The sequence below is a fragment of the Pontibacillus marinus BH030004 = DSM 16465 genome, assembly GCF_000425225.1.
In the GTDB taxonomy this organism is placed as follows: Bacteria; Bacillota; Bacilli; order Bacillales; family BH030062; genus Pontibacillus; species Pontibacillus marinus.
Genome location: NZ_AULJ01000068.1, coordinates 1 through 19,330 on the forward strand (window position 1 = coordinate 1; position 19,330 = coordinate 19,330).

The 19,330-nt window shown below is 37.3% G+C and carries 18 protein-coding genes and 2 pseudogenes; 12 read left to right on the forward strand and 8 right to left on the reverse strand.

Annotated elements, in window-relative coordinates:
* Positions 1-253: 253 nt before the first annotated feature.
* Positions 254-691 (reverse strand): hut operon transcriptional regulator HutP, encoded by a 438-nt coding sequence (gene hutP / locus H514_RS0113955; protein ID WP_027447520.1) that lies wholly within the window; start codon positions 689-691, stop codon positions 254-256.
* A 242-nt stretch (positions 692-933) separates the two neighbouring features.
* Here hutP and H514_RS24710 point away from each other — a divergent pair, with 242 nt between their 5' ends.
* The gene (locus H514_RS24710) at positions 934-1,104 is read left to right on the forward strand and encodes a hypothetical protein (RefSeq protein WP_154657385.1); all 171 of its coding nucleotides are present in this window, start codon (positions 934-936) and stop codon (positions 1,102-1,104) included.
* A gap of 272 nt (positions 1,105-1,376) precedes the next feature.
* On the opposite strand, the pseudogene H514_RS25430 reads toward H514_RS24710, so the two are convergent.
* Positions 1,377-1,661, reverse strand: a pseudogene (locus H514_RS25430) (3D domain-containing protein); the annotation flags it as partial.
* A 538-nt stretch (positions 1,662-2,199) separates the two neighbouring features.
* Here H514_RS25430 and H514_RS0113970 point away from each other — a divergent pair.
* Together H514_RS0113970 and murB are read left to right on the forward strand one after the other, a co-directional pair.
* Positions 2,200-3,300, forward strand: a complete 1,101-nt coding sequence (locus tag H514_RS0113970) for a M24 family metallopeptidase (RefSeq protein WP_027447521.1) — start codon at positions 2,200-2,202, stop codon at positions 3,298-3,300.
* Positions 3,301-3,622: 322 nt separating this feature from the next.
* Complete coding sequence (murB, locus tag H514_RS0113975) at positions 3,623-4,552, forward strand: UDP-N-acetylmuramate dehydrogenase (RefSeq protein WP_027447522.1); 930 nt, start codon at positions 3,623-3,625, stop codon at positions 4,550-4,552.
* A 279-nt stretch (positions 4,553-4,831) separates the two neighbouring features.
* Here the strand turns inward: murB and H514_RS25435 are convergent.
* Positions 4,832-5,122 (reverse strand): annotated as a pseudogene (locus tag H514_RS25435) (3D domain-containing protein); the annotation flags it as partial.
* 560 nt (positions 5,123-5,682) lie between these two features.
* On the opposite strand from H514_RS25435, the gene H514_RS0113985 reads away from it, so the two are divergent.
* From H514_RS0113985 to H514_RS0114005, 5 genes are all read left to right on the forward strand, one after another.
* Entirely contained in the window at positions 5,683-7,350 is a 1,668-nt protein-coding gene (locus tag H514_RS0113985; protein WP_027447523.1) for a BCCT family transporter, read from the forward strand.
* Between the two features lie 128 nt (positions 7,351-7,478).
* The gene (locus tag H514_RS0113990) at positions 7,479-8,354 is read left to right on the forward strand and encodes a DUF1028 domain-containing protein (RefSeq protein ID WP_027447524.1); all 876 of its coding nucleotides are present in this window, start codon (positions 7,479-7,481) and stop codon (positions 8,352-8,354) included.
* Between the two features lie 158 nt (positions 8,355-8,512).
* Positions 8,513-9,493 carry an alpha/beta hydrolase gene (locus H514_RS23125; RefSeq protein WP_051255153.1) on the forward strand — a complete coding sequence of 327 codons (981 nt, stop codon included), beginning with the start codon at positions 8,513-8,515 and terminating at the stop codon, positions 9,491-9,493.
* Positions 9,459-10,070: a flavin reductase family protein gene (locus H514_RS0114000; RefSeq protein ID WP_027447525.1), complete on the forward strand. Its 612-nt coding sequence runs from the start codon at positions 9,459-9,461 to the stop codon at positions 10,068-10,070. Before H514_RS23125 ends, H514_RS0114000 begins: the two co-directional genes overlap by 35 nt.
* A 321-nt stretch (positions 10,071-10,391) precedes the next feature.
* Complete coding sequence (locus H514_RS0114005; RefSeq protein ID WP_027447526.1) at positions 10,392-12,023, forward strand: BCCT family transporter; 1,632 nt, start codon at positions 10,392-10,394, stop codon at positions 12,021-12,023.
* Between the two features lie 139 nt (positions 12,024-12,162).
* Here the strand turns inward: H514_RS0114005 and H514_RS0114010 are convergent, their stop codons facing one another.
* From H514_RS0114010 to H514_RS0114025, 4 genes are all read right to left on the reverse strand, one after another.
* Positions 12,163-12,651 carry a hypothetical protein gene (locus H514_RS0114010; RefSeq protein WP_027447527.1) on the reverse strand — a complete coding sequence of 163 codons (489 nt, stop codon included), beginning with the start codon at positions 12,649-12,651 and terminating at the stop codon, positions 12,163-12,165.
* A 153-nt stretch (positions 12,652-12,804) separates the two neighbouring features.
* The gene (locus tag H514_RS25305; RefSeq protein WP_267879774.1) at positions 12,805-12,936 is read right to left on the reverse strand and encodes a hypothetical protein; all 132 of its coding nucleotides are present in this window, start codon (positions 12,934-12,936) and stop codon (positions 12,805-12,807) included.
* Positions 12,936-13,529, reverse strand: coding sequence for a sigma-70 family RNA polymerase sigma factor (locus H514_RS23130; protein WP_231566639.1), 594 nt, complete (start codon positions 13,527-13,529; stop codon positions 12,936-12,938). The genes H514_RS25305 and H514_RS23130 overlap by 1 nt, the downstream gene beginning before the upstream one ends.
* A gap of 193 nt (positions 13,530-13,722) precedes the next feature.
* On the reverse strand, positions 13,723-15,012 hold the full coding sequence (locus tag H514_RS0114025) for a Na+/H+ antiporter NhaC family protein (RefSeq protein ID WP_027447528.1): 1,290 nt from the start codon (positions 15,010-15,012) through the stop codon (positions 13,723-13,725).
* Positions 15,013-15,209: 197 nt separating this feature from the next.
* On the opposite strand from H514_RS0114025, the gene H514_RS23135 reads away from it, so the two are divergent.
* Positions 15,210-15,554, forward strand: a complete 345-nt coding sequence (locus tag H514_RS23135) for a DUF962 domain-containing protein (RefSeq protein WP_231566640.1) — start codon at positions 15,210-15,212, stop codon at positions 15,552-15,554.
* Positions 15,555-15,600: 46 nt separating this feature from the next.
* Here the strand turns inward: H514_RS23135 and H514_RS0114035 are convergent, their stop codons facing one another.
* The gene (locus H514_RS0114035; protein ID WP_027447529.1) at positions 15,601-15,948 is read right to left on the reverse strand and encodes a YflT domain-containing protein; all 348 of its coding nucleotides are present in this window, start codon (positions 15,946-15,948) and stop codon (positions 15,601-15,603) included.
* 205 nt (positions 15,949-16,153) lie between these two features.
* Between H514_RS0114035 and H514_RS0114040 the strand changes: the two genes are divergently transcribed.
* The 3 genes from H514_RS0114040 (at position 16,154) to H514_RS25310 (ending at position 19,042) form a co-directional block, all read left to right on the forward strand.
* Positions 16,154-17,128: a C40 family peptidase gene (locus H514_RS0114040; protein WP_027447530.1), complete on the forward strand. Its 975-nt coding sequence runs from the start codon at positions 16,154-16,156 to the stop codon at positions 17,126-17,128.
* Between the two features lie 493 nt (positions 17,129-17,621).
* Positions 17,622-18,899 carry a helix-turn-helix domain-containing protein gene (locus H514_RS0114045; protein WP_027447531.1) on the forward strand — a complete coding sequence of 426 codons (1,278 nt, stop codon included), beginning with the start codon at positions 17,622-17,624 and terminating at the stop codon, positions 18,897-18,899.
* Between the two features lie 17 nt (positions 18,900-18,916).
* Entirely contained in the window at positions 18,917-19,042 is a 126-nt protein-coding gene (locus H514_RS25310) for a hypothetical protein (RefSeq protein ID WP_267879775.1), read from the forward strand.
* The last annotated feature ends 288 nt before the right edge of the window (positions 19,043-19,330 follow it).

Here is a 19,330-nt window from a genome sequence, read left to right on the forward strand (position 1 = left end):
TCCTTATCCTTATCACTTTCTCCGTACGATAAGTCAACATCGATTCACTTTGTTCATCGTGTTTCCTTTACACGTTTGTGACATGAAATTTTAACAAAGAAGCAAATCGACGTAGTTAAAATTTCTAGGTGAAAGTACCACGGCAACTAAGCTTCTGTCTGCGCCTGGCGGCTTGCCAATCAGCAAGTTTAGTTAATCGTACTACGGGCTCAGTCCAGTCCCTTCGTTGCTAAACGGGCGCTTGCGCTTTTCTTTAAATGTGATTTATTCCTAATCCAATTGTTTCATGTTCGAGTCCTTTAACAGGAGCTCCGATGGTTCCATAAAAGGACACGGCGATCCATTCGCCTTCTTGCGATCGGTCGTATGGACGTCCTCGGACAACGGTAAAGCGAAGTCCGACTGTTCGCATCGTATCTCCAATTGCGAGCTGGCCACGTGTTACACCTTCTAATGCTTCTAATATAGCATGATATAACGCATGGGTTTCTCGATACACTTCATCTTGAATGATTCCGTTCCGTTTAGCGGCTGTTTCTACCGATGAAATAACTTTCTGCATATTCATTGAGCCAGCTTTTCCGCTACAGTATGTATAGCCTTTAAGCTGATCTTGGAAATGAGCAAGTTCATCTTCTGATAAAGTTGCTATTAAAACAGCCATTTTTCCTATATTTACAGTCTGTGACATAAACCATACTCCATTTACTCTAAACTAGTAACTAATAACTTCCTTTATTGTATTCGCTTTCAATAAAATGTGTCAATGGAACTGATTGGAAAATTTAGTTAATTATCAGACTAATATATTAATAGGGTAAAGGATAAATAATTGAAAAGTTACTATTTTCTAAAAATTTTTGAGTTTTTGAGTTTTACGTAAAATACCAAGGGGAATCGCCTTGTAACAATAAAAAGGGATGGTGATTCGCTATGACAATTCTGTTCTCCAAAGCACGTGAATTATTCGAAAAGGACTATCAGGAGCAAAAAGATCCAGAACAACAAGAGGTCCAACCAACCAATGCAACAGCAGTTGATGGAGAGGATAGCGAATTCGGCAAATCCGATGCAGCTATGAAGCATCAATCAGAAGAACAATAGTACAATAATGAGTTCGTTAGCGTGATATGCACATAAGGGTCGCCGTTCAGTCGTGAGCGGTGATTTTTTTGCACGTTAAGAAAGTATAAAATTTTAGCAATGAAGCAAACCGACGTAGTTAAAATTTTGAAAGAATGAAGTATAAGCTAAGGCTAAGCCTCTGTCTGCGCCTTAAAAGGCTTGCCAATCGGCAAGTTTTCTTTATATATAATAAATTAGAGTTAATTACAAAAAAACGCCTGGCCCATGCCAGACGTTTTTTCTTATCTAATTTAACCAAGTACTGTAACGGTAACCTGGCGGCGTCCGAAGTTTAAGGCGTCCTGACGACTAGGAATGAAGACGTCAATGCGGTTGCCTTTAATATCTCCGCCTGTATCTCCAGCTATTGCTGTTCCGTAACCTTCAACATAAACTCTTGTTCCTAATGGAATGACGCTTGGATCAACAGCAATCACTTTTTGATTGGGGTTCGCTTTTAAGTTGATACCTGTTCTTGTAATGCCGCTGCATCCAGTGCAATTCGCTGTATATGCTGTCGCTTCCATAGTGATTTTCTTATTTGACTTAGAAGCGGTTTTTGTCTTTGTATTGGTTGTTGCTTTCTTGGCTTGCTTTTTTACCTTTTTAAATCTTTTTGCTTTGGCTTCTTTCTTCTCAAGATTTTTCTTGCTTGTTTCTACATCTTTAGCTGTTGTATCTTTGTTATCTGGAGTATGTTCGATATGTTCATCTTTTATGGACTCTGCGTGAAGTCCTCTTTGATCTACTCCAGTATTTCCTACAAAACCTAAAACGATAAGGAGCCCAACAATTGAAGTCATGATTGTCTTTTTCATGATCGTTCCTCCTGTCTTTATTAACCTGAGCTAATTATAGCAGCGGGGTTTGGACATGCCCATTAAAGGGAGGTAACATTTACAAGTCAAATCGAATACAAAGATTACAATATGTTACAAATGAGGCTGGGTGTTTACAAGGTATGCAAAAATCTGAGGACTCCTATTGCTTTCCGCCACAAAAAATTTAACGTATGATATATATAGAAAACAAATGAAAAACGCATCGAAGGAAAACAATAAGGGGGAGTAAAACATGCAAAAGCGATTAGAAGAACTATCAAGTTGGTTGAAAGAACAAGAAACTGATGTCGCCTTTTTAAACTCAACAGAAAATGTTTTTTATTTAACAGGTTTCCATACCGATCCACATGAACGCCTTATGGGGCTTTTTGTATTCCAGGATGCTGAACCATTGTTTGTCGTACCTGGAATGGAAGTGGGACAAGTGAAAGATTCTGGTTGGCCTTATGAAGTGCTTGGATATGCAGATCATGAAAATCCATGGGAGCTTATAAAGGCATCGATTGATCAGCGTAGCGTTTCTAATGCGAACCTGATTGCTTTTGAAGAAGAGGTACTTACATATTCACGTAGTAAGGCTTTACAAGCATTGTTCCAGAAAGCTAAGGTACGTCCGATTGAAGAGAAGTTAAATGAGATGCGTGTTGTAAAAGATGAAGATGAAATTGCGATCATTCGCCGCGCTGCAGAGTTTGCTGACTATGGTGTGAAGGTTGGAGTCGAAGCGCTACAAGAAGGTATTACAGAAATGGAAGTACTCGCAAAGATTGAGTACGAGCTTAAGAAAAAGGGAATCCGCGAAATGTCCTTCTCTACCATGGTGCTATTCGGTGAAAAATCGGGGCATCCACACGGGAACCCTGGAGACCGTAAGCTTCAAAAAGGTGATTTCGTGTTATTTGACCTCGGTGTTGTTCTTGACGGATATACATCAGACATCACCCGTACCGTTGTTTATAAAGAAGTATCTGATGAGCAAAAAGAAATCTACACTACAGTACTGTCAGCTCAACTAGCTTCCCTTGAAGCAAGTAAGCCAGGTAATCGTATTGGGGATTTGGATCAAATCGCTCGCGATACGATTACAAATGCTGGATATGGCGATTTATTTCCACACCGCATTGGACATGGGTTAGGGATTAATGTACATGAATTCCCATCTATGAGTCATTTAAATAATGACCTTCTTAAAGTTGGGATGACGTACACAATTGAACCAGGCATCTATGATCCAAATGTAGGTGGCGTTCGAATTGAAGACGATGTCCTAATCACAGAGAATGGACATGAGACACTAACCAAGTATCCAAAGGAATTACAAATCATAGGATAGACTGGAGAGATCCCTGGCATTGGCTAGGGGTCTTTTTTCTGAAATGAAAAAACAACGCTCATGCCAATTGTCCACCTTCAACAACAACATCCAAAAATTCTAAAATTTCAATTACGTTCTTCACTTTCTCACATATAATACATGTGAGGCATTTTCCCTAAAAGACTGTTCTTCGTTGCTTGTTACAGCAATTTTATATATCATGTGTTGTATGGACGATTTTGTGATATAGAGTATTGAAAAGTACTTAGACTTCAATACGATTCAATTATATTATATAGAGAACCGTTGTTTGTTACTTCTTATAAAGGAATGATTTATTTTGGTTAAATATCAACATGCATATGAAAAGTTGCTCGACATTACATCGAAAGAAAACGTTTTGGTTGATGAACATATTCGAAATCATACCTATACTAGACTCGGAGGTAGGGCGGATCTTTTTGTAACACCAACTAGTTATGATGAGGTTCAAGATATTGTTAAATTAGCAAATAAAGTTGATGTTCCCTTTACCTTACTTGGTAATGGATCCAACTTAATTGTAAGAGATGGTGGTATTCGTGGGATTGTACTTAGCTTGAAGAAGCTTGATACAATTTCACGTGAGGGTCATCGTATTGTGGCTCAAAGTGGAGCGGCTATCATTGATGCTTCAAGAAGAGCGCTTGATGAACATCTTTCAGGACTTGAGTTCGCATGTGGCATTCCAGGTACAGTTGGAGGCGCTTTGTTCATGAATGCTGGTGCCTATGGTGGAGAGATTAAGGATTGTCTAGAATATGCAAAAGTAGTAGATCCCAATGGTGATTTACTAAAACTTGCTCCTGAGGATTTAGATCTTGAATATCGCTCAAGTAATATACCGGATAAGGGGTATATCGTATTGGAAGCAGGCTTTAAGCTTGAGCCAGGAGAATATGAAGATATTAAAGCGGTTATGGATGACTTAACGTATAAGCGCGAATCAAAACAGCCTCTTGAGTTCCCCTCATGTGGTAGTGTATTTAAACGACCACCTGGCTACTTTGCAGGAAAACTCATTCAGGATAGTGAGCTGCAAGGAAAAGGTGTAGGTGGTGCGGAAGTATCTACGAAACACGCTGGCTTTATTGTAAATAAAGAAAATTGCACGGCTACTGATTATATTTCTGTTATTGAGATGGTTCAAAAAACGGTGAAAGAAAAATTCGGTGTATCTCTAGAGCGCGAAGTAAAAATTCTTGGTGAGGATTTAGAAGAGAAGAAGTAAGTTAAAAATTAAATCTATAAGATTATGAAACACTACTGGTAACGGTAGTGTTTTTTATATTGTTTATTTTACCTGTTAAGAAAGTATAAAATTTTAGCGATGGAGAAGTTCGACGTAGTGAAAATTTTTAAAGTATGAAGTTAAGCCAAGGCTAAGCCTCTGTCTTCGCCTTAAAAGGCTTGCCAATCGGCAAGTTTTCTTTATAAATGTCTAGCTCCAGCGCCCGTTTATGTATCCCCGTCACTCATCCAAGTGACGGTTCGTCCAATTCATTTTTCCTTATGCTCTTGAAAGGATTTTTACGGTTACATCATGGCGACGACCGAATTCCATTGCTTTTGATTGAGATGGAATAAACACATCTATACGATTTCCTTGAATAGCGCTTCCGATATCTCCTGCGATCGCTGTACCATATCCTTCAACATGGACTTTAGACCCTAGTGGGATTACATCAGGGTCTACCGCAATAATTTTTTGATCTGGATTTTTTCTTAAGTTTTGTCCTGTTCTTGTAATACCGCTGCATCCTTCACAAAACGCTGTATAAGCTGTTGCTTCTACTTGCAGTGTGCGAACTACATCAGAGGATTGTTTTTCTTTTGTCTGCTTGTCCTTTGTTGATTTCTTATCTGTCTCTTGATCGCGATTTAGTTTAGCTTCTTTTTTATCTAATTTTATTTTTTTTTCAGGCAGTTCAGTTGAAAGGAATGCTGTAGCTTTTTTTTCTTGTTCATGCTTATCAACTGTTATCTTCTCATTAGCTGTGCTATCGAAAGCATACACGTGATAAGCATTAAATCCAATATATCCAAATAATACAGATGCAGCGGTAACAATTTTCATGATGTTTGTTTTCATGATGAAACCTCCTAAAATCAATTGAAGGCATTTGAGAATATTCATTTTTCGAAACAAACTTTCAAGCAAGAATTAGGTTGTAATGAAATATTTGGATTACCTTCAATTGTTAAGTTAACATACATGTATATACACGTAAATGTTATATAAAAATAATTATTATATAATGTTTGTTATTGGTTATAATGAAATTTTCATTTTGCATAAAAAAGAGTTCCTAGCCAAAGATAAGCCTATCGATGAATCAACTTTGTAAAGGAGTAACTTTCATGAAAAACCGATTAATTGATTGGCCAACGTTTATAGGAGCCTTTTTCTTATTATTAATAGTAGTTGTTCCTTTAGTCATCTTTCCTGATAAGGGAACAGAGTTTGTAAATGCAGCAAATACATTTGTCACTACGAATTTTGGGGTTCTCTACTTATTAGTTGGACTTGGCATTTTCTTTTTTCTTATTTATGTAGCTTTTAGTGAAAATGGAAGAGTCAAGTTAGGAGATGCTGGGGAAAAACCAGAATTCAATAACTTCTCCTGGGCAGGAATGCTGTTCTGTGCAGGGATTGGCTCAAGTATTCTGTATTGGGGAACGATCGAATGGGCTTATTATTATCAAGGTCCTCCTTTCGGTATTGAACCAGGCACCAAAGATGCCATTGCATGGGCAAGTACGTATGGAATTTTTCATTGGGGACCAATTGCATGGGCCATTTATACATTGCCTGCTCTTCCAATGGCTTATTTCTATTACGTTCGTAAAAAGCCGGTTTTAAAAGTTAGTGAAGCAACTCGCCCGTTAATTGGACGTTATGCAGATGGGCCAGTTGGTACCATTATTGATGTACTTTTTATGTTTGGTCTATTAGGTGGAGCAGGAACTACGCTTGCTTTAGGTACACCTATGATTGCAGAAGGTATTAATGCACTTACTGGCATTCCAGTCAATATGGTACTGAAAACATTTATTTTAGCCCTTGTAACAGCTATTTTTGCCATCAGTGCTTATACAGGGCTGAGGAAAGGGATTAAGGTATTAAGTGATATCAACTTATGGTTGTCCATATTCTTACTTGTATTTGTTTTTGTTGTAGGACCAACTCGATTCATTTCTGAGACAACAACAAATAGCATTGGGTTATTGTTAGATAACTTTTTCCATATGAGTACATGGACAGAGCCTTACAATGCATTAGGTCCATATGAAAAAACAGGATTTCCAGAAGCTTGGACTGTTTTCTATTGGGCTTGGTGGCTCGTATATGCACCATTTGTAGGCTTGTTCGTTGCTAAAATTTCTCGCGGGCGCTCAATTCGTCAAATGATTTTAGGAACAATTATTTATGGATCAATTGGAAGCTTACTGTTCTTTGGAATCATTGGGAACTTTGGAATGCATATGCAAATGACCGGAGAGTTTGATGTCATTTCTGTTTTAAATGAAGAAGGAGCGCCGAGAGCGATTATTGAAATCATAGGTCAACTGCCATTAGAAGCGTTTATGATTTTTATCTTTACTATTTTGGCGATCATTTTCTTGGCTACAACATTCGATTCAAGCTCATACATTCTTGCATCTGTTGTGCAGAAGGAAGTAGAAGATGAGCCTCTGCGTTGGAATCGTCTGTTCTGGGCATTTGCTTTATGCTTATTGCCTTTAACACTCATGTTCCTCGGAGGTCTTGGAACCCTTCAGACAGCAAGTATTGTAGGTGGCTTCCCGCTCCTCTTTATTATGATTATGCTTGGCTGGTCGTTTATGAAGGCTTCGAGTGGTGACATTCGAAATTCAGAGCATTACAAACCAAAAACGATTTCATTAAATTATAAGAAGATACTGGAGCGAGTGAGACGTCGTCGAAAGAAAAAAGCAGAAAAACAAAAAGGGCCTGTGGATGCTCATTTTGAAGAAGAAGAAAAAGATAAAGATCATAAAGAATAAACATGTAAGGGTCAGCTAACGTGCTGGCCCTTTACTAATGCGCTCAATATAAGTGAAGATTCTTGCATAAAAAAGCTTACATTTTATATAGTAGGCTTAATCAAGTTAATGAAAAAGGGGGAGAAAACATGCGTAAGTATTCAAAAGAACTTGTAGCCACATTTTCAATTGTAGGCTATGATCCGGAAACAGAAGAGCTAGGTGTTGCCGTTCAATCCAAATTTTTAGGAGTTGGATCTGTGGTCCCTTGGGCAAAAGCAGGTGTTGGAGCAGTGGCAACACAATCTTTAGCAAACCCATCCTATGGGCCATATGGTATTGTTTTGATGGATCAAGGCATGCCTCCACAAGAAGCGATCGAATTTTTGACAAAAGATGACCCTGAGCACTCCATGAGACAAGTAGGAATGGTCAATGCAAAAGGAGAAGCTGCGACCTTTACAGGTGAAAACTGCTACAACTGGGCAGGTGGTGTAACAGGACCGAACTATGCTGCCCAGGGGAACATTTTAGTAAGTGAAGAAACGGTCCATTCCATGGCGAAAACATTTGAAACATCAGAAGGCTCACTTGCTGATCGATTGCTAGCTGCTCTTCAAGCAGGGCAGGCAGCTGGAGGAGACAAACGAGGAAAGCAATCGGCTGCGCTTTATGTTGTAAAAGAACATGGTGGTTATGGGGGATACAATGATCGTTACATAGACCTTCGCGTGGATGAGCATGACGAACCTATAAAAGAATTAGATCGTATCTACCGCCTTCAGCAGCTTTACTTTGGCACTACAAAACCAGAAAATATCGCTGAAATTAAAGGAGATGTCAAAGAAGAACTGCTACAACAGCTTAAACGACTAGAGTATTTACCAACTGTTCACGTAGCGGATAACATCCTCCATAAAGCATTCACTGCCTTTATACACCAGGAAAATTTTGAAGAACGTGAACTTGAGCAAGGAAAGATTGATTTAGAAGTATTGGATTTCATGAAAAATAAACAGGTGTAGAGGAGGTCACTCAGGTGCAAAGGCATCTGGGTGATTTTTAAATGTAACTATTACATCTAAAGTGTATATTTACACTCGTGTATTAACTCTTATATAATGAGTGAAACACTACAAAATCGGTTATTCTAATATAAAATAGATCTTAAGGGTGAAAGTATATGTCACAAAAAATGGATCAGATTTTAAAAAAAGTAAGCACCTGGGATCAGCCCATCGATTTTCAAAATCCAATAGCACCGAATGATGCTATAAAACAATACTTAACCTACTATGGGCTCGATGTCCCACATACCTACTTTCATATGGGTGTTTTATATGCGAATGAAACAAAAATCATGGTCCAGATGCATTCACCCGAGCAACCTAGAGGAACGGTTTTACTATTACATGGATATTTTGACCATGCAGGATTACTCCACACCATTATTGAATATTTAACGAAGCATCAGTATAGAGTGATTGTTTATGATCTTCAAGGACACGGGTTGTCTGGAGGGGAAAAAGCCTCGGTTCAAAAATTTAATCATTATGGCCAAACCTTGCAAAAAGTGATCGATCTTATGACAGATCAGCTCCCACCACCTTATCATGCAATTGGCCATAGTACTGGTGGGGCTATCATCATTAATTATATTTTGAAGAAAAAGAAGCACCCGTTTACCACGGTCATTACAGCAGCTCCGTTAATTCGATCAAAGCATTGGAAGCTTACAAAAGCCGGGTATTATTTGTTAAGTCCATTCGTAAATGGGATCTTTCGAAAGTTCAGAGCCAACAGCTCTAATAAGGATTATCTGAATTTTGTTAAACAAGATCCTTTACAGCACAAACGGGTTCCCTTTCAATGGTACGAAGCACTAATCCGTTGGAACAAGTCAATCCAAGAGCAAGGGCGTTCCTATGATCCCATTTCAGTCATTCAGGGGGATCTGGATGATACAGTTGATTGGAAATATAACTTGGAGTTCTTGAGGGAAAAGTTTCCTAAGGCTGATATTCACCATATGCCAAAAGCTCGGCACCATTTGTTTAATGAGAGGGAAGAGATTAAAGAGAAGGTTTTTTCTTTGGTGTTTAAGAAATTAAATGGGGAGGCGATGTTACATGATACAAATCAATCCAAGGGACATCATGGGTAAGGAAAACTATAAACTTTTAAGCGGAAGCGTAATCCCAAGGCCAATTGCATTCATTACTTCAAAAAACGCAGAAGGTATCGTGAATGCTGCGCCATATAGCTTTTTCAATGTAGTGAGTGCAACACCACCTCTTCTCTCTGTTTCTGTTGGTAGAAGAGAAGATAAGACTGTAAAACATACAGCTCAAAATATAATAGAGAATCAAGAATTTGTTGTTCATATAGTGGATGAAAGCTATTTGGAAGATATGAACATAACTTCAGGCACCTATGATAAAGAAGTAAGCGAGATAGATCAGACAAATCTTAAGTTAGTGAATAGTGAAATGGTGGATGTTCCAGGGATAAAAGAAGCGAAAGTACGAATGGAATGTAAGCTTCATCGAAATATTCCTCTGGGTGGTAGTGATGATAATGGTTGCGACTTACTAATTGGTGAGGTTGTCATGTTCCACTTTGATGAAGCAGTTTATCAGGATGGAAAAATCGACGCAGAGGCACTTGATGCAATTGGAAGGCTTGCTGGAAGTGAATATGCCAAACTAGGGAAGAAAATATCAATTCCAAGACCTGAATAAAAGGAAATCCTGTCACTTGGTGGCAGGATTTTTTTACACTTTAAGAAAGTTTAACTATTGTAGAGGTTTAAAGTATAAGAAAAGACATCGGTTTCATCATTTTTGGCGATAACCGTGTTTTTCTAATGTAAAAAACCCCCTTGAAATCAGCCTCTTTCTAATATGATTCACTGATAATTCGACATATTTCAGAATTTTAACGGTTAGTAATTTCTTCTTGTGGTATATAACATATGTCTAACCCAAAATCCCCCACTCAAGATCCCTTCTGAAATGATATCCGTACAAAGAAGGAAATGAATCATTGAAAGGAGAGAAAAAATGAATCGAAAGATAATCGATTGGCCTACTTTTATAGGCGCTCTTTCATTACTTTTGATCGTGACAATCCCCTTGGTAATTTTTCCAGAGCAGGGGAAAGAATTTGTTAATAAAGCGAATAGTATCATTACATCCAATGTTGGATCACTTTATTTAGTTGTTGGATTAGGAATATTTTTCTTTTTACTTTATGTAGCTTTTAGTAAGAATGGACATATTAAGCTAGGGGATGAAGGGGAGAGAGCTGAGTTTAGTACATTTTCTTGGGCAGCCATGCTATTTTGTGCCGGGATAGGGTCAAGTGTCTTATATTGGGGGACGATTGAATGGGCATATTATTTTCAAAATCCTCCATTTGGAATGGAATCAGGTACGAAAGAAGCGATCGCATGGTCCAGTGCTTATGGGATTTTTCACTGGGGTCCAATTGCATGGGCAATTTATACATTACCAGCCCTTCCGATGGCTTACTTCTACTACGTTCGTAAAACACCTGTATTAAAAATAAGTTATGCGTGTCGTCCGTTATTTGGAGATAAAGTGGATGGACCTTTAGGAAAAACCATTGATATTCTCTTCATGTTTGGATTGCTAGGAGGAGCGGGGACGACATTAGCGCTAGGTGCACCTATGATTGCACAAGGTGTAAACCAGATTACAGGTATTGAAGTAAGTTTAACGTTAAAAACCTTTATTTTGCTCTTGTGTACGGTAATCTTTGCCATTAGTGCGTATTCTGGACTTAAAAAAGGGATTAAAATTTTAAGTGACTTAAACTTATGGCTAGCACTATTTTTACTGGCTTTTGTGTTTATCTTTGGACCGACTCGATTTTTATCGGAAACAACAACAAATAGTATAGGTCTGATTTTAGACAACTTCTTCCATATGAGTACCTGGACCGAGCCATTCACGGATATGGGACCTTTCACAGAAACAAAGTTCCCTGAAAGCTGGACAGTTTTCTACTGGGCATGGTGGTTGGTGTATGCTCCATTTGTGGGGTTATTTATCGCACGAATCTCTCGTGGGCGTACAATACGTGAAATGATTTTAGGCACAATTCTTTATGGTACATTAGGTTGTATCTTATTCTTTGGTATTATCGGTAACTACGGTCTCCACATGCAGCTGACTGGTTCATATGACGTGATCTCAGTATTGAACGACCAAGGAGCTCCAACTGCGATCATAAACATCATCAATGAATTGCCTCTTGGGCCATTTATGGTATTCATCTTTACGGTTCTAGCGATCATATTTTTAGCTACAACTTTTGATTCTAGCTCATACATTTTATCATCGGTTGTTCAAAAAGAGGTGAGAGAGGAACCATTAAGATGGAATCGCTTATTTTGGGCATTTACGTTATGTTTCTTGCCCCTAGTGCTCATGTTTTTAGGTGGTTTAAATACATTACAGACAGCAAGTATTGTCGGTGGATTTCCATTACTATTTATCATGATTATACTCGCATGGTCGTTCATTAAAGCGTCAAACGATGATATAAAAGCATCTGATGAATATACGTCAAAAACGATACACTTAGATTCAGAGAAAATATTGCATCGATTGAAACGTAAACGTCGGGAAAAACAGTCAACTAATAAGAACGATGATTTTCAGGCATAAGAAAAAAGCAGGCTCATTAGAGTCTGCTTTTACTTTGGGTAGAAATAAAATTAAAAAAAGACAAAAAGATAGCCCCGACCTTATCGCAAATCGGAGCTTGGCATTTCATATATATTTATCCTATTGGGAGGAAACAATTTTATTGAGGATTTACTTCTTTATAATCCCCATCTAGAATAACTCCATTAACCGTGATGGATCTCTCAATTTGTTCGTCCACACTACGGTAGTGGTACTCAGAAATAATAAATTTGATAAATGCTTCTTCTTCATTTGCTTTTTGAAGAGAACCTTGTAAATCATCTATATTTTCAAAATCTACAATTAGCATACCTTTTTGCTCTTCCATTAAAGGAAGTTTTGATTTGGTAAAATCACTAACATGAAATTTATAACCAGTATCTTTTTTGACAACAGATCCAGAAAGGACAATGTCACCAGTAAAAGTAGCATGCTTAGGATTCTGGGTAAGTTTAGAAAGCTTCATTGAGTTAAATTGATTACCCTCGATTAAGGTGTTCCATGTGATAGAACTATCCATTGTCTTTGTATCATCTGGAGCAGGCGCTTGATCTTTTTCTCCAGAATCACCAGAGCCACCACCTATAGCAGGTAAGTTCCCCTTCATATTTGGACCAGCTTGGTTAACAGCATGGTCACTTGGAACATTCGGTGAAGCAGTATCTTCAAATCCAAACTGACCAAATGAAAGAATCCCGATGAGTGCGATTACAGCTGCGTATGAAACAAGCGCCGCAGGTTTTTGGAAGTATTGGGAAAGCTAAGGACGTTTTGGATATGTATCTTGGCTAATCGTTTTAAAGATATTCTGTTTATCTTTTTCGGTGAATGATGTCGGGATATCGGATTGATATTCATCCTTCAGATCTCTTAACTTCTGATCCACATTCATTATTGATCACTCCTTTGGTCGTCTGCGTCTTCAATCACTTGAGCTAATTTACTGCGAGATCGATTAAGTCGGGTTTTAATGCTGGATTCTTTTTGGTTAAGAGAATGAGCAATTTCTTTTATAGAGAAATCATTAAAATAATAAAGTATGAGCACTTCACGATATTTGATCGGAAGTTTCATGATATAGTCCATAAGTTCACTAGATTCACTCTGGGAAAGTACTTGTTTTTCAGGTGTTTCATTATCAGAGGATTCTGTGATATAGGATTTGATTTTTTGAAATAAATTATCGTGTCTTGTATGAAAGCTTCTCAAGTAGTCTTTACTCTTATTGACCGCGATTGAAAAAATCCATGTTCTTAATGAGGATTTATGCTGAAAGGTATGAAGCTTTTTATATACAGTAATAAACGTTTCCTGTGTAATATCATCAGTGTCTGCTTGGTTTTTTACATATGTATAAACAAAGCGTTTAACGTCATCACCATATTCGTCCATGATTTTTTCAAGTGCCTCGGTTGAGTCCATTTCGAGTAAATCGACTGAATCTTGGTGAGAAGGGGGTTCTTCAACCATCACCTGTTCTCCCATTTCTATGTCATCCTTTCGTGATCAATCCTGCATATGAATTCTGTTTAGTTATAAGACGGAGCGAGTTTCAATTAGGATTCAGGATTTCATAAATTTTTTAATATTTTTTGAAACCCTTCTCTAAAAGCTTATTTTAGCAGGGTTCGAAAGGATAAAAAACACCTTTTGCACAAATGGCAAAAGGTGTAGTTCTTTATTGTTTCGTTTTAAATCGAGGAAAATTGAATGAGATCGCTATGAGTCCGAAGATAGCAATGAATATTGGATAAAAAGCAAAGGGAATCAAATCAGTTGGTGCCACTTCTGCAAGACTAGCCGCTGTTAGAATTTGTGCACCATAAGGGATAATTCCCTGGATTGTACAAGAAAAAATATCTAGAATACTTGCTGACTTACGAGAATCAATGCCATATTGATCTGAGATCGTTTTAGCCAGTGGTCCCGTTGTTAAGATAGCAATTGTATTATTAGCTGTAGCCAAGTTAGTGGTACTGACTAGTCCAGCAAGGCTATATTCAGCACCTTTTTTTGTTTGAACCTTGTTTGTAAGCTTGTTCAAAATATACTGAATCCCACCATTATAATTCATTAAGGCAACAATGCCCCCTAAAAGAATGGTGAGTAAAATTAAATTGTGCATGCCCCAAGCACCAGTAACAACAGAATCGAAAAAGCCTGGGAGAGTTAAGCTTCCATCCCATATTCCGATAAGTCCAGCAAACAGAATACCTCCACCTAACACTAGGAATACATGAAGCCCAAGTAATGCTGCTACTAAGACTCCTATATAAGGAAGAACTCGAATCCATTGTACTGAATCAACAGAAACACCAGTTGCCTGATCTGGTGTTAAAAAGGCTAAAATAATCATTGTTATCATAGCTGCTGGTAATACAATGAAGAAATTCGTCTTAAACTTGTCTTTCATTTTCGTCATTTGAGTACGAACAGCAGCAATAGTCGTGTCAGATATTATCGATAAATTATCTCCAAACATCGCTCCAGATACCACAACAGCAACAGTTAAAGCAGCAGAAAGCTCCGTTTCAGCACTAATGCCAACTGCAATAGGAGCTAAAGCACTAATGGTACCTACAGAAGTTCCCATAGCAAGGGAAACAAAACTTCCTATTAAAAAGATTCCAATTAAAATTAAGCTTTGAGGCAAGTAAGCTAGAGCAAGATTAACAGTTTGCTCAACAGCCCCTATTTGATTTGCAACAGCTGAAAATGCACCTGCCAAAAGGAAGATTGTAATCATTGTAATTATATTACGTTCAAAAGCACCTTTTACAAACTGCTTAGATTTTTCCAAGATGGAAGAGTTGCGATTTATGAGTAATGAAAGAATAGTGGCTACCCCTGCTGGAATGAGGATAGATATTTTATAAAAGTCATCGTATATAATTCCTGCTCCCACAAATACAATTAAGAATGATAGCAATGGGAATAGGGCAAGAGGGTTTTCTCTTGTTTGGTTCATCTTGGTGCACCTCTCTTTAAAAGAAGAATTTAGGTTTCTGAGCTTTTTGTACTACAACACTTTAAGATTTTTTCGTATGAGTGTCAATGTCAGTCATTACCATGGTAATGAAAGAGACAGAAAATTCGGTCTTTTAAAGATGGTTTTACTACTTTATACTAAAAGAAAGAACGTCTATTTATAGAGGAGGAAGAAAAGTGGACAAAGATTTTCAAAGTTACGAAGAGTTTTGGCCTTTTTACTTGTCACAACACAGTAAAAAGTCAACGAGAGCCTGGCATTTTGTAGGTACCTCTTTTGTTTTCATTTGTTTGATTACGGCAATTGTTCTTTTAAACGGATGGTTCATTTTATTAGCGCCTGTGATCGCATACGGATTCGCTTGGTTTAGTCACTATGTATTTGAAGGAAATAAGCCAGCAACGTTTGGACATCCTATATGGTCATTACGTGCAGACTTTCGTATGTATCGATTAATTTTATTCGGACAACTGAAGAAGGAATTAAACGAATTACCAGAGGAGTATTCAGTAGAAGTATAAATTAGTAACAAAAAAGGAGCGACAAAAAGTCGCTCCTTTCATTATATTAGATGATGTTTTCAATGTCTTGTGTATCTGTCACGATTAGAAGAACTTTTCCCTCATCTAATCGTTCTTCATACGTTTCAGCCTCAGAAGCAGAGAGACCTAGGTCTTTTAGTTTATTGCGAAGCTCATCACCTTTTTTATTAAACATATTACTAACTGCTTCACCAACACCGGTTTCTTTCATGCCAACTGTACTAGCATCTGTATTTTCTGCTAATCGTTCAGTGCGATCATCATCATGTGTCATAAGGTAAAGGCTGTTGCTATCAACCCCATGGTTAGAAAGTTTTTGCACATCTTCTTTAACAGCTTCATCATTCGTATATTCTCGAACAAATGGTTTCATAAACAATCTCCTCCTTAGTGAAAACAATGTGATTTCACTGCGAGTTTTCCCGTGATTGATATTAGTAAACTTTTCAATGTATTAAATTAATAGGAAAAAATTCGTGAAAATTGTAATAAAAACGTAAAGTGATGGAAGGGAAAAATTTGATAGAATAGGGACTAACTACAATAAGAAAGTACAAAAAAGATGGAGTGTGAATGTATTGAAAAGATTTTTGACGGTTGTTTTTGCAGGTATTTTGGTTTTGGGTAATGGACATCTCGTTTCGGCAGCAGTGAATAAGGACCAAGTCTTGAACACCGCAAAAGAATACCTTGGCACTCCTTACGCTTTCGGTGGTAACAGTGTAAATGGTTTTGATTGTTCAGGGTACACACAACATGTTTATAGTAAGCTAGGTGTTGAACTTCCTCGAACAACATTACAACAAGCATATAAAGGTGATCCAATCAGCAAAAGTGAACTTAAAATAGGAGATTTAGTATTTTTTAAGAATACATATCGAAAAGGTATTTCACACGTTGGGATTTATGTAGGAGACAATCAATTTATTTCTGCGACGAATGATGGGGTAACGATTGCGTCCTTAAGCAATCCTTATTGGGGACCGAAATATGCTGGAGGTCGCAGAGTAGAAGATTTTTCAAACGTAGATAAGAACCAACTTTTTAGTGATCTAACTGAAGATCACGTAGCATTCGACGCAATAAAAACTTTGACACAATCTGAAGTTATAAATGGTTATACAGATGGTAGCTTTAAGCCAAGCCGATCTATTACACGGGGGCAGGCTGCAGCATTACTGAATAACTATTTGAAAATTGACTCTGAGAACATGTCTCTATTTAGTGATGTAAGTGAAAATTATCGTTTTGCTCAGGATATCGCTTCTATGAAAGAAGCGGGCATCATCCATGGGTATCCAGATGGAACTTTCCGTCCAAAAGAGACTATTACTAGAGGTCAAATGGCTCTAATTATTCAAAATGCATTTGAAATCGAGAATGACATTGGATTTGTGTCACAAACAAAAAGTGGAATGGATGAAGCAATAGTTCTCCTTAGTTCTATAGATACCACAAATGAGTTCGAACCTAAACATTTTAATTCAGATCAGGATGCTACTAGAGCTGATTTTTCCATTGCACTTTATAATGCAGTAGAAAATGAAAAATAATAGTTATAAATAAGACGTATAAAAAGCCTCTTCGGTTTCAGAAGAGGCTTTTTTAATTTTTAATCACCCGTAAACTTTTACTAATATGAGGAAAAATCATATAAATTCTGTTTTAATTTCAAGATCTTTATCTTATAAGTCATCAGTACTTATGACCTAATTTTTAAAAGACTTAACCATTGGCCAGGGAAAATTATACCATGAAAAGGTGAAAATAATTGACATAAAAGGGAGAATTTCTAGTGCTCTAGAACGAAAAGTTATCAGAATATTGAGAATTAATGATAAATTCAGTACCATATACACAATCCATATAAAAGGGGGAGGGGAACCTAGTTTGAGAAAATAGGTTATATAAACTACCGTTTTATAGGCATTTTTCGTTTGGGTTTTCCCAAATAAAAATAGCAGGAAATTAGCTTAATTATCCCTAATAGATAATATAGTGGTATTAGTGGATGATGGCCTGTAGAGAGTGAGTTGGTAGCAAAGCATGAACGCTGAGTTAGGTAAAAAGATAAAGTTTCACAGGTTAAATCAAAACCGCACACTAGAAGGTACAGCAGAAGGAATTTGTTCTTTATCTTATCTGAGTAAAATTGAAAACGGGAATACAAAGCCAAGTGATGAAATTATGAAGTTATTGTTTGATCGGCTTAATATTCAATTTGATCTGGACTCAGATGATATGGATGAAGAACAATTAGAACAAGACCTTCATGAATGGTACTCCATGATTATCCAGCGTAAAAATGATCAAGCTACAGAACATTATCTACGATTGAAGCAAGAGGTACAAAACAATGTGAGCCCTAGCGTCTTAGCCTTATTCAAATTGTTTGAGGTACGTTATCACTTGCTAATGAGACATTTAAGTGAAGTGCCTGTTTTATTAGAAAAGCTTGATCGTATGGATGAAATGTTTGAAGAGAAGCATCAATATTATCATTTTAAATTTAAAGGGCTATTTGCAAACCTGAGTTATCGTTACATGGATGCGCATTCGAATTATACCAATGCTTTATCTATTTTAAACATTCGTCCAATGAATGACTTTGAAAAATCGGACTTATACTTCTTAATCGCTATTAATGAATTAGCGCTCCAAAACGTCACGCTTTGTTTGCATTATACAAGGCTAGCTTTAGATCTTTACTCAATTAACTTTGATTTTAGAAGAAGTGCTGATTGCCAAATTTTGTTAGGGATCTGTTATAAACGAATTAAACAATATGATCGAGCAGAAGAAGCTTTTAACCTTGCTATAAAAGCAGCGAATTACTTGCAAGAACCTTCTTTAAAAGGTGTAGCATACCAAAACCTTGGAAATTTGTATGCTGCCAAGGATGATTACCAACAGGCTTTTAAACACTTTGAACAAAGCTTGGTTTTTAAAGAGACACAAAATTTTAAGGGGAAACTAACAACAATAGCTTCTATGGTTGAAGCGCTTTTCGAACTCGATGACCAAAGTCAACTGATGGAAATGGTTGATAGAGGGTTGTTGATGGTGACAGACAAAGAAGACTATAAGTTGTTTGAGTATTACTTCCGAGTATATAAATTGAGAGTTCTTGGTGATCAAATAAGTTTAGAACATTATTTGAAGGAAACAGTTATTCCTTATTTCCAAGATAATGAAGATCATCAATATTTAGCAAATTATTGTGAGTTGTTATCTGAATGTTTGCAAGCAAATAAAAAATATAAAGATGCTTGCTATTATCTATCGTTAGCTAATTATTCATATAAAAGGCTATCAAAAAATTAAGAGGAGGAGATCACATTATGAAAAAATTCGTAATGGCAACACTAGCACTGGGAGTATTAGCAGTAACATCTCTAGGAGCGACTACATCACTAACTATGGATGAGCCACCAGAGCCGACATCAATTGAACTGACTGATATTTAATATGTAACTTATATAAAAAGCCTTCCTGATTAGGGAGGCTTTTTTATGTGTTGAGAGTGTTTTATCTTTTGTATAGAGTAAAATAATTATATAGATGCGTTGTTGTCATGGTTAAGTTATTCAGCAATATGGCAGTTATCTTGAATAAGCTGGTGTAGGGTGGTTCCGTTGCTTTTGTGTAGTGCGGTGGGCTGTGGAACGGGTTGCTTTCCTGCGGACGAAGCGCCGAGCCTCCTCATTCGCAAGCTCTCTGCGGGGTCTCGTCACTCCGTTCTTCCGCTGGAGTCA